This window comes from Streptococcus sp. CL9.43 (genome assembly GCF_049737935.1).
GTDB lineage: Bacteria > Bacillota > Bacilli > Lactobacillales > Streptococcaceae > Streptococcus > Streptococcus infantis_I.
On record NZ_JBKOTS010000001.1, the window covers coordinates 387010 to 398264 of the forward strand.

10 protein-coding genes are annotated in these 11255 nt (G+C 40.4%); 2 read left to right on the plus strand and 8 right to left on the minus strand.

All coding sequences use genetic code 11. From position 1 onward, the window contains the following. Positions 1–19: 19 nt before the first annotated feature. From asnS to ACLNCS_RS01855, 3 genes are all read right to left on the minus strand, one after another. On the minus strand, positions 20–1363 hold the full coding sequence (gene asnS, locus ACLNCS_RS01845) for an asparagine--tRNA ligase (protein ID WP_424846960.1): 1344 nt from the start codon (positions 1361–1363) through the stop codon (positions 20–22). 150 nt (positions 1364–1513) lie between these two features. Continuing rightward, positions 1514–2692: a pyridoxal phosphate-dependent aminotransferase gene (locus ACLNCS_RS01850; protein ID WP_424846962.1), complete on the minus strand. Its 1179-nt coding sequence runs from the start codon at positions 2690–2692 to the stop codon at positions 1514–1516. Next, positions 2689–3177, minus strand: coding sequence for a cell wall elongation regulator TseB-like domain-containing protein (locus ACLNCS_RS01855; protein WP_424846964.1), 489 nt, complete (start codon positions 3175–3177; stop codon positions 2689–2691). The genes ACLNCS_RS01850 and ACLNCS_RS01855 overlap by 4 nt, the downstream gene beginning before the upstream one ends. A gap of 268 nt (positions 3178–3445) precedes the next feature. On the opposite strand from ACLNCS_RS01855, the gene ACLNCS_RS01860 reads away from it, so the two are divergent. Beyond that, complete coding sequence (locus ACLNCS_RS01860) at positions 3446–3994, plus strand: NADPH-dependent FMN reductase (protein WP_049494170.1); 549 nt, start codon at positions 3446–3448, stop codon at positions 3992–3994. Between the two features lie 42 nt (positions 3995–4036). Here the strand turns inward: ACLNCS_RS01860 and ACLNCS_RS01865 are convergent, their stop codons facing one another. Further along, entirely contained in the window at positions 4037–5227 is a 1191-nt protein-coding gene (locus ACLNCS_RS01865; RefSeq protein WP_049494171.1) for an O-antigen ligase family protein, read from the minus strand. A 212-nt stretch (positions 5228–5439) separates the two neighbouring features. Here ACLNCS_RS01865 and birA point away from each other — a divergent pair, with 212 nt between their 5' ends. After that, positions 5440–6375 (plus strand): bifunctional biotin--[acetyl-CoA-carboxylase] ligase/biotin operon repressor BirA, encoded by a 936-nt coding sequence (gene birA, locus ACLNCS_RS01870; protein ID WP_049494172.1) that lies wholly within the window; start codon positions 5440–5442, stop codon positions 6373–6375. Positions 6376–6437: 62 nt separating this feature from the next. On the opposite strand, the gene ACLNCS_RS01875 is transcribed toward birA, so the two are convergent. The 4 genes from ACLNCS_RS01875 to rpoE all read right to left on the minus strand — a co-directional run bounded on the left by ACLNCS_RS01875 (position 6438) and on the right by rpoE (position 11179). After that, positions 6438–7628: an acetate kinase gene (locus ACLNCS_RS01875; protein ID WP_424846967.1), complete on the minus strand. Its 1191-nt coding sequence runs from the start codon at positions 7626–7628 to the stop codon at positions 6438–6440. A gap of 50 nt (positions 7629–7678) precedes the next feature. After that, positions 7679–8632: a class I SAM-dependent methyltransferase gene (locus tag ACLNCS_RS01880; RefSeq protein ID WP_414272605.1), complete on the minus strand. Its 954-nt coding sequence runs from the start codon at positions 8630–8632 to the stop codon at positions 7679–7681. Positions 8633–8728: 96 nt separating this feature from the next. After that, positions 8729–10336, minus strand: coding sequence for a CTP synthase (locus tag ACLNCS_RS01885; protein WP_004252126.1), 1608 nt, complete (start codon positions 10334–10336; stop codon positions 8729–8731). A 270-nt stretch (positions 10337–10606) separates the two neighbouring features. Beyond that, positions 10607–11179: a DNA-directed RNA polymerase subunit delta gene (gene rpoE, locus ACLNCS_RS01890; protein ID WP_424846970.1), complete on the minus strand. Its 573-nt coding sequence runs from the start codon at positions 11177–11179 to the stop codon at positions 10607–10609. Positions 11180–11255 lie beyond the last annotated feature (76 nt).

An 11255-nucleotide genomic window follows, 5' to 3' on the forward strand; every position in this document is an offset into this window, starting at 1 on the left:
GACGGCGTTTTTATGGCTATTATGGTTTGATACGGTGCAACATACGTGGGAATGGAATAGCTTCACGGATGTGTTTAGTTCCAGCTGCGAAGGTTACCATACGCTCGATACCGATACCAAATCCACCGTGTGGTACTGTACCATATTTACGAAGGTCAAGGTAGAATTCGTACTCTGTACGATCCATTCCAAGTGAATCCATCTTAGCGACAAGGGCATCGTAGTCTTCCTCACGCATGGAACCACCGATGATTTCTCCGTAACCTTCTGGTGCAAGCAAGTCTGCACAAAGCACGCGATCTGGGTTCCCAGGAACTGGTTTCATGTAGAAAGCTTTGATGTCTGATGGATAGTTGATCACAAAGGTTGGTACACCAAAGTGGTTTGAAATCCAAGTTTCGTGTGGTGAACCAAAGTCATCTCCATGCTCAAGATGTTCGTAGTCAGCATCTGCTTCATTTTCATGCTCTTGCAAGAGATCAATCGCTTCGTCGTAAGTAATGCGTTTAAATGGCTCAGCAATGTAGCGTTTCAAGAGCTCTGTATCACGTTCTAATGTTTCCAAGGCTTGAGGAGCACGGTCAAGAACACCTTGAAGCAACGCTTTAACATAAGCTTCTTGCAAGTCAAGTGACTCGTCGTGTGTCAAGTATGAGTACTCCGCATCCATCATCCAGAACTCAGTCAAATGACGGCGAGTTTTTGATTTCTCCGCACGGAATACTGGTCCAAAGTCAAAGACGCGACCTAGAGCCATAGCACCTGCTTCAAGATAGAGCTGTCCTGATTGGCTCAAGTATGCTGGTGTTCCGAAGTAGTCTGTTTCGAACAGTTCTGTAGAATCTTCTGCAGCATTTCCTGAAAGGATTGGGCTATCAAATTTCATGAAACCATTCTTATCAAAGAACTCATAAGTTGCATAGATAATAGCGTTACGGATTTGCATCACTGCTACTTGTTTGCGTGAACGAAGCCACAAGTGGCGGTTGTCCATCAAGAAGTCTGTACCGTGTTCTTTTGGAGTAATTGGGTAATCTTGAGATTCACCGATGACTTCGATGTCTGTAATATCCAACTCATAACCAAATTTTGAGCGTTCGTCTTCTTTGACAATCCCTGTCACGAAAACAGAAGTTTCTTGGCTTAGGCGTTTGATCGTATCAAATTTTTCAAGACCTACTTCTTCACCAAATTTCTCGATAAAGTTTGGTTTGAAAGCCACGCCTTGGAAGAAGGCAGTTCCGTCACGCAATTGCAAGAAGGCAATTTTTCCTTTTCCTGACTTGTTAGCAACCCAAGCACCAATAGTGACTTCTTGACCAACGTAATCTTTTACTTCGATAATTGTTACACGTTTTGTCATGTTTTATCTTCCTTTTTTCGTTTAACTTGTCCAAAGACATTATTACTCATTATTGTACCACAAATAATGCCTGATAGCTAGCTAGTTTGACAGAAATTCATAAGTTTTTAGCTACAAAAACCTCCGCCAAAAGGACGGAGGTTTAGCTTCTTATTTTTCCATAAATTTGTGCAGACGACGAATAGCTTCTTTGAGTGTATCTAGGTCTGTCGCATAGCTGAGACGGACATTCTCTGGTGCTCCAAATCCAGCACCTGTTATCAAGGCTAGGCCAACTTCCTCAAGAATAGCCGTTGTAAATGCTGTTACGTCTGTATAGCCTTTCATCTCCATAGCTTTTTTAACATTTGGGAAGAGGTAGAAAGCTCCTTGCGGTTTGACTACTTCAAAGCCAGGGACTTGGCACAAGAGAGGATAAATGGTATTGAGACGTTCCTCGAAAGCCTGACGCATGGTTTCTACGGAGTCTTGCGGACCAGTTAAGGCCTCGATTGTTGCGTATTGAGATACCGCAGTCAGGTTAGAAGTTGTTTGACCAGTCAATTTGCTCATAGCAGCAATAATTTCTGGATCACCTACTGCATAACCAACACGCCATCCTGTCATAGCATAGGCCTTAGACACTCCATTGATGACAATAGTTTGTTTGCGAATAGCTTCTGAAAGACTAGAGATTGGTACGAACTCATTCCCGTTATAGACCAAACGACCATAAATATCATCAGCCAGGATGAGAATACCATGTTCAACAGCCCAATTTCCGATGGCTAACAATTCCTCACGAGAGTAGATCATCCCAGTCGGATTAGATGGTGAGTTTAGTACCAAGACTTTGGTCTTACCTGTTCGAGCTGCTTCTAATTGCTCCACAGTTACTTTAAAGTGATTGTCTTCCTTGGCTTGGACAAAGACTGGAAGGCCTTCTGCCATCTTAACCTGATCCCCATAGCTGACCCAGTAAGGAGTAGGAATGATTACCTCATCTCCAGGGTTGATAACAGCCATAAAGAAAGTATAAAGGGAAAACTTGGCACCAGTCGCAAAAGTCACTTCGTTAGCCGCCACAGAATAACCATAATATCGTTCAAAATAGGTATTGACGGCTGCTTTTAACTCAGGCAAACCTGATGCTACCGTATAGAAAGACGCGCGACCATCTCGAATGGCTGCAACCGCAGCATCCTGAATATTTTCAGGAGTATGAAAATCGGGCTGACCTAAAGTCAAGAAAAGAACGTCTTTTCCTTCAGCCTTTAACTTCTTTGCTCTTGCATCACTAGCCAGAGTAACGCTTTCTTCCATCTCTAAGACACGTTTGGATAATTTCATTGTTTCTCCTTTTCGACCAAGGCGCCAGATTCAAAATCTACTAGATAATAGTTTCCTCCAGACTTGATTTCCCAGACAGGCTTTTCAGCGTACCGTCCGAAGGTAATCTTGTCGATCTCAGTTGCTCCTTTTTCTCTGACAACTGCTTCTGCTTTTTCTTGAGAAGTACCATTTTCTAGTTGATATACGTAAATATTGTTGCTACTTTTCTCTATTAAGACAGCAACTGATTTCTGGTTCTTATCTTGGCCAAGAACACTATAATAGCTTTCTAAACCATTGAAGATATCAATCTGGCTAACCGTTTCTAGATTTGCATACTGCTTAGCGAGTCTTTCACCTTCTACCTTAGCAGTTTGATAAGGCTTCATGCTGAGCCATACCAAGTAGAGAAAGGAAGAAGTGATGACTAGAGTTAACAAAGTTATACCAATAATGTACTGAAATAATAGGGAATTTTTTTCTTTTTTCTGTCTCTTTTTCACTCGTCTATTTTACCATCTATCCTAGTGAATTACAAGTGAAGTTAGGGGAGGAATCTGGATTTTCAATACGTTTTTAGGATATCATTACATAACTTCAAGCCGTGTTTTTATAGACTTTTCTACAGTCTTCATTTTTAATTAAAAACTTAGATTCTATTGATTTTATTTTCTGAGCATATCCCTTGCAAATGATTTTATCGTGTTGTAACATATATTATAACAACAGAGTGATTCTGATTAAAAGATTGAAATTTAAAGGAGACTCCCTATGTCTAAAAAAGTATTATTTATCGTTGGTTCACTTCGTGAAGGTTCATTCAACCACCAAATGGCACTAGAAGCTGAAAAGGCACTTGCTGGCAAAGCCGAGGTAAGTTACCTTGACTACTCAGCCATTCCTCTCTTTAGCCAAGACCTTGAAGTTCCTACACTTCCAGCTGTTTCAGCGGCTCGAGAAGCTGTTCAAGCTGCAGATGCAATCTGGATCTTCTCTCCAGTCTACAATTTCTCAATTCCAGGGACTGTGAAAAACTTACTTGACTGGCTTTCACGCGCCATTGACTTGTCTGACACTCGTGGAGCATCTGCTCTTCAAGATAAGATTGTTACAGTATCATCTGTAGCAAATGCAGGACACGATCAACTCTTTGCGATTTACAAAGACCTCTTGCCATTTATCCGTACACAGGTTGTTGGTGATTTTACCGCAGCCCGTGTTAATGATTCTGCCTGGGCAGATGGTCAATTAATCCTTGAAGATAGTATCGCTGCTTCTCTAGAAAAACAAGCTGAAGATTTACTTCAAGCTATTCAATAATAAAAAAGATAGTAGAAAATCTCATTTCTACTATCTTTTTGTCTATTCAACAAATTCTCCAATCATACTATGTTTTAATGGCAAACTACACATTACTAAAAGGAAAATGAAGGAGGATTGAATCCAAAAGAGGGCCAAATCAAAAATCCCATGCACAGCAACTACTGTTAAGAACGAAAGATAAAGACCAACAATTGGACGCTTGCTCGACTCCTGACTCATATCAATTAATTTTCGAATTGGGTCTGAAGAAGCAATCCCTAATAATACCGTTCCTACCACACCGTAACTCAATATCGTATCAATGTATATACTATGAGCATGTTCGTGATAAGGAGCAAAAATACGAGGATAAGAGTGCATATAGGTTAGGGGCCCCTCACCCCAGAAGGGGTTTTGTTTGAATAAGGTCATACCTGCATTCCAGATTGACACTCGTTCTTCCATAGACGAATCGAGCGTTCCCATTCGAACTCCCAAATCACTCGAGAAGAGGAAGGCTAGACCAACACCAAATACTCCGATACTGAGCCAGAAGGCACGCCAGTTCTTAATGGTAGTGAAAAGATAAATAATCGCACCAAAGATAATGGCTGGAAAAGCTGTTCTATTTTGGGTGAAATTCAAACCAAATAAATTCGCAAAGATTGCAATGAGAGAGAAAATTCTCAACCATCTCAATCGTGTCGTACTAATTAGGTAAAATCCAATCATAATACAGAAGCAACAGATAATCCCATAATAATTAGGATTAAAGAAGGCTACTTCTGCACGGTTCTGATGCCAGACCTGCATCTTAGGTGATAAGAAAGTATAATCAAATTTCTTTACAATCTGAAAATGCTCTAAAGCTGCAAAAACTGATGCTAGCACACTAAGCGACATAACCGATTGCAATATTAATCTGAAAAACTTAGGGGTTAAATGGGCTTGGTAATAGTAAAAGAAAATTGCAAAGAGGAACATTCCTAAGGTGGAAACCATCCCCATCACATTTTGAGCTAAAAGAGAGATAACACCACTATAGCCGATAAATAAAAGTAAGATAGAATGGTGGGATAATCGTTTTAATATCCCCTTCATCTCTCCTGTAAATATTAGACCTATTAAGTAGGCGATAAAAATAATAACGAAAATATAAAAAGGCAAGAAAATACTTAGAATAACAGCTAGTAAGACTAGCTCTTGCTTGGATAAGCCTTTCAATTTTTCAATGATACCTATTGATTTCACAACAGATCCTTTCTTTCTGCGCTATATAGCCCAGATATAAGCTATTAAAACATTTTACCATTTTTCAAATGATTTGAAAACCACTTTGTCCTTCTCATCCTAACTAAAACTTGGTAAAAATTTATAGGGAACCCGGATTCCTCCACTAAAAGCAGTCAATCTTTTGTAAAATTGTGGTACAATAAAATTAATTTCCCAGGAAAGGCTCTACTATGAAATCCTACCAAGAAGTTTACAAAATCTTAGCTCATGAAACAGATTATTTAAGCGGAGAGAAAATCGCTGAAATATTAAACCTCTCTCGCACCTCTGTTTGGAAGGCTATCCAACGCCTCCAGCAGGAAGGTTTAGAAATTGACAGCATCAAAAACCGTGGCTACAAACTTCTTCACGGTGACCTAATCTTACCTCAAGAAATAGAAGCTAACAGCCCAATCTCAGTTCAATTTAAACCTATCACCAAATCAACCCAGAGTGATGCTAAGGAGGCCATGGAAGCTGGTGCCAAAGGAGATACACTCTACCTATCAACAGGCCAAACTATGGGACGTGGTCGATTTCAACGCCCCTACTATTCTCCAGAACAAGGTGGAATTTACATGTCTCTCCACCTCAAGCCAAATCTCTCTTATCTAGATTTGCCAGCCTATACACTCCTGACTGCAGCTGCAATTTATAAGGCTGTTAAAAACCTTTGTCTGATTGATTTAGATATCAAATGGGTAAATGATTTATACCTAAATCAGAAAAAAATAGCCGGTATTCTAACTGAAGCCATCACTTCTGTCGAAACCGGCCTTGTCACAGATGTTATTATTGGTGTTGGTATCAACTTTTCTATCGCTGATTTTCCAAAAAACCTACAAGGGAAAGCTGGAAGTCTCTTTTCTCAAAATAGCCCAATCACTCGCAACGAGCTGATTGCAGAAATCTGGAAATGTTTCTACGAAACTGAGGCCGATGAGCTGCTTTACCTTTATAAAAAACAATCAATTGTTTTAGGCAAAGAAATTTCCTTTAAGAAAGATCAAGAAATCATCTCAGGAAAAGCTTGTGATATCTCTGACCAGGGTCAACTGCAGATAGAATTAGCTACTGGTGAAAAAATTTGGCTCAATAGTGGTGAAGTCTCCCTAACTAAATGGTAAACATTCCTCAATAACATAAAGAAAATCGACCTCTCTTTCGAGAAGGTCGATTTTTTGTTCATTTATTTTTTCAAACGCTCAACATCACGCGCAATCACAAGTTCTTCATCCGTTGGGATGACAAGGACACGAATTTTTGCAGCTTCTGTAGAGATGTCTCCAGTTACTCCAAAGACATTTTTCTCCGGGTCTACATCACAACCAAACCAAGAGATACCTGAAATAACTTTCTCACGCACAAGAGTTGCATTTTCACCAACACCAGCAGTAAAGATAATAGCATCTGCTCCGTTTAGGACAGCCAAGTATTGTCCAATGTGTTTTTGGATACGGTCAACATACATTTCAAATGCCAAAGCAGCATCATGATTCCCTGCTTCCATTGCAGCAATCACATCACGCATATCACTAGACTTCCCTGAAACACCCAGCAATCCTGACTCACGATTAAGAATACGACTGATGTCCTCAGGCTTGTTAAAGTCCTCTGTATATTGCATTAAATAAGGAATGATGGCTGGGTCAATATCCCCTGTACGAGTTCCCATCATAACACCACCAAGTGGAGTGAATCCCATTGATGTATCGATTGATTGACCACCTTTAACAGCTGTGATAGAAGCACCGTTACCAATATGGCAAGTGATCAATTTCAACTTTTCTAGTGGACGTCCCAAAAGTTTTGCTGCTTCTTGAGCAACGTACTGGTGACTTGTACCGTGTGCTCCGTATTTACGAACCTTGTTTTCTGTATAGTACTTAGTTGGTAATGGATAACGGTAGGCTTTCTCTGGCATTGTTGTGTGGAATGATGTATCAAAGACTGCTACACTTGTAATATCTGGCAACAATTCTTTGAAGGCACGAATCCCAGCTGCGTTTGCAGGGTTGTGCAATGGAGCAAGAAGGCCTAGTTCTTCAATTTTTTCTAAGACAGCACCTTCAACAACTGTAGACTCTTTGAAGTATTCTCCACCTGCAACAACACGGTGTCCGACACCAGTAATTTCATCATAAGTTTTAATAATATTAAAACGAATCAAGTCATCAAGTAAAATCTTAACAGCCAAGGTATGGTTTTCAATATCAAGAACTTGTTCTTCAGAACGACCATCAAACTTAACTGTTGAAACAGAATCCTTCAATCCGATTCGCTCAATTAAACCTTTTGCAAGCACCTTTTCTTCTGGCATTTGATATAGTTGCCATTTCAAGCTAGAGCTTCCAGCGTTAATTGCAATGGTTTTTGTCATAAATTTATTCCCCTTTTTAAGCGTTTTCAACTATTATACCAAAATTTGCACTAGATTTCATGCCCTTGACACCAATTTTGAAAATTTTCCTTAAATTCCATCAAAATTTCAGGGTCACGAAGACTGGTAAGTGGATAAACAAATGGTTCAACTCCTTCTCCTGTCTTCTTTTGTAGGACAAAAATGCTCTTAGACTGAGCTCCTTGAGCGAAGAGATCCTCTGGTAAGGCCACAATAGCCACTAGTTGGGCCTGTTCATTCAGCCATGATTTCAAAAGGTCACTCTGAGGACTTGTCAGGAGATCTGTTGGAGCTAGAAAAATCGCATAGCCTCCTGTCCTGAGATACTTGAGTGATTGTTCCATTAACAAATGATGAGCATAAGTATGTTCATTCTTAGCCGCTACTTGATAACGTGAGGCTGTCTGATTATCTGGATAGTAACCGACAGGCAGGTCGCTCACAATGATGTCACTTTCTTTTAATACTTGTGGACGTACTGCATCTCCTTGGACAAAGCCCATTTGAAGATCCATTACTTCTGCCATGCTTGCCGCCAAGTCAATCAAGAGGTCATCAAGTTCTATTCCCAGGTAATCTATCTTTTTGTTCATAGACGTTAAGAAACTAGCTCCAAGAATTCCCATCCCAGATCCCAATTCCAATAAGCTCACATTTTCAGCAGGGAAAAGTTGTTCAATGATAAAAATCATCAAGTGACCAACCGCATCCGGTGTGAACTGGTGATTTGCTTGAAGAGGCTCTGTTTGCGCTGCCTTCATTAACAAAAATTGATAGGTCCGTAACCACTCCTCTTTTCGAAGTGCCAAACGTTTTAAGGCCTGGTTATTTTTTTTGACTTGCTCCAGAGCGGTTTGACCATCGAGATAGATCCCATTTTGTTCAATCAAGGCATCATAAAAGCTTGTCGCCAAATCGTTTTGAATGATTTGGACATTTTCTAGTAAATAGGTATATGCTTGTTCAATTTTTTCAAAATCCATAATCTTATCTTACCAAATTCAGAGCCGATTTTCCAGATTTTCATAATACTGAAAACAAATAAAAACCTCTGAGATGACTCTCAAAGGTTTATTCTACTATTTACTATTTTCAACAGCTGCTGTTACAAAAGCAGTGTAAAGTTCTTCAGGACGATTTGGACGACTTGAAAGTTCTGGATGGTACTGACAAGCCACAAAGAATTTGTTTTCTGGGATTTCCACAATTTCGACCAAGCGATTGTCTGGTGAAACACCCGAGAAGACAAATCCTGCACCTTCAAACTGTTCACGGAAGGCATTGTTAAACTCATAACGGTGGCGGTGGCGACGTTGGACCACTTCTTTGTTATGATAAGCTGCTGCTGCCTTAGAACCACGTTTCAACTTAGAAGGATAAAGTCCCAAACGAAGGGTTCCCCCCATGTCCTCAACATCAATCTGATCACGCATGATATCGATGATCGGATATTTTGTATCAGGATCAAGCTCTGCTGAATTAGCCCCTTCAAGTCCCAAAACATGACGGGCAAACTCGATACAAGTCAATTGCATTCCCAAGCAGACTCCCAACATTGGTACATCATTTTCTCGAGCATAGCGAATCGCTTGAATCTTACCTTCTGTCCCACGTTGACCAAAACCACCTGGAACGATAATTCCATCAGCGTCATCTAATAGTTCCGCTACATTATCAGCTGTCACATCGTTAGCATTGACCCAATCAATCTTGACTTCTGTATCATTGGCATAACCAGAGTGTTTCAAGGCCTCTACGACAGAAATGTAGGCATCTTGCAACTCGACATACTTACCAACAAGAGCAATTTTGACTTGTTTTTTTAGATTCATAACCTTATCAACCATAGCTGACCACTCTGTCATATCTGCTGCCGGTGCATCAATCTTCAAATGGTCACAGACGATTTGATCCATGCCTTGAGCTTGCAGATTAAGCGGAATTTGGTAAAGATGATCTACGTCTAAGGACTCGATAACTGCTTCTGGTGCCACATCACAGAACTGGGCTAGTTTGTTTTTAATCCCTTGTCCTGCTGGTTTTTCTGTACGAATGACTAACATATTTGGCTGGATTCCCAAACCTCGCAATTCTTTGACAGAGTGTTGAGTCGGCTTGGTCTTCATTTCTCCAGCCGCCTTGAGGTAAGGAAGCAAGGTTGTATGGATATACATGACATTTTCTGCACCCACATCAGACTTCATCTGACGAAGCGCCTCTAAGAATGGAAGGGACTCAATATCGCCAACTGTTCCACCAACCTCTGTAATAATAACATCAGAGTCCGTCGTTAGAGCGGCACGCTTGATTTTTTCTTTCAAGGCATCTGTAATATGAGGAATGACTTGGACAGTTGCTCCCAAATACTCTCCACGACGTTCCTTGCGAAGAACTTCACTGTAGATTTTACCAGTTGTCACGTTGGAATATTTGTTGAGATTGATATCGATGAAACGTTCGTAGTGACCCAAGTCCAAATCTGTCTCAGCCCCATCATCTGTCACAAAGACTTCCCCGTGCTGATAAGGACTCATGGTTCCCGGATCGATATTGATATAAGGGTCAAACTTTTGAATGGTTACCTTCAAACCACGATTTTTCAAGAGCCGTCCTAGGCTCGCCGCAACGATCCCTTTTCCAATAGACGACACCACACCACCAGTTACAAAAATATATTTCGTAGACATAGATTCCTCTTTCTAAAATGCTCAAAACCCTGTTTCCTAGAAGGGGAGATCGGAAACAAGATCTTCATCAAATACTACAATCCAAGATAAAAGTTCCCGGAAAAACAAAAATAGCTCCCTAATAACTAGGGAGCTCCGACCTCTAAAAGAGGTGCCCGAACAATATCTTACCTCAATTTGGTACATTTGTCAAATGTCATTCTTTACTAGATTTATAGTTCTACTGCAGAAAAGAAAACAACAAGGAGATTTCCTTGTTGTTTGGTATTATTATTCTTCTTCCTCAGAATCCTCGTCATCTTCTTCAACAAGATCAACATCTTCCCCAAGATCATCTGGTGCGATTTCGTTGATTTCGGCGTCGTAGGCTTCTACTTCGTTCTTCTCATCGTCTGGATTTTCATCATCATAAGAAAGAGCTGGATCTTCTTCGTAGGCGTCCTCATCCTCTGGATCATCTGCACCGTAATCAATGGCATCAGCATCTCCATCCATAAAGGCATTAACACGTTTTTTCTTAGCCTTAGGTGCTACTTCTTCATCGTCACTTTCTTCAAGAGCAATGATTTCTTCGTCAATTTCATCTACTCCATACCATGAACGAAGGCCCCACTTGTTATCTCCAAGAGAGATGAAGCTACCATCAAAGTTCAACTCTGTATAGAACAAAGGTAGTGCTTCGCGAATATCGCTATTAGAGGTACCAAGATAGTTTTGGATTTCATTGACCAAATCGCTAAAATGCATCTCGTGGTCGCGACCACGTTGTTCCAAGATGGCACGAGCCACCTCAATCATAGATAGTTCACTTTTTTCTTGCCCAGCAAATACTTCTAATTCCAAAGCGTTTCTCCTCTTTTTTTACTACTAATGCCAGAGTATATAAACTCTGGTCTCATTTTATCATGTACTCTTTATT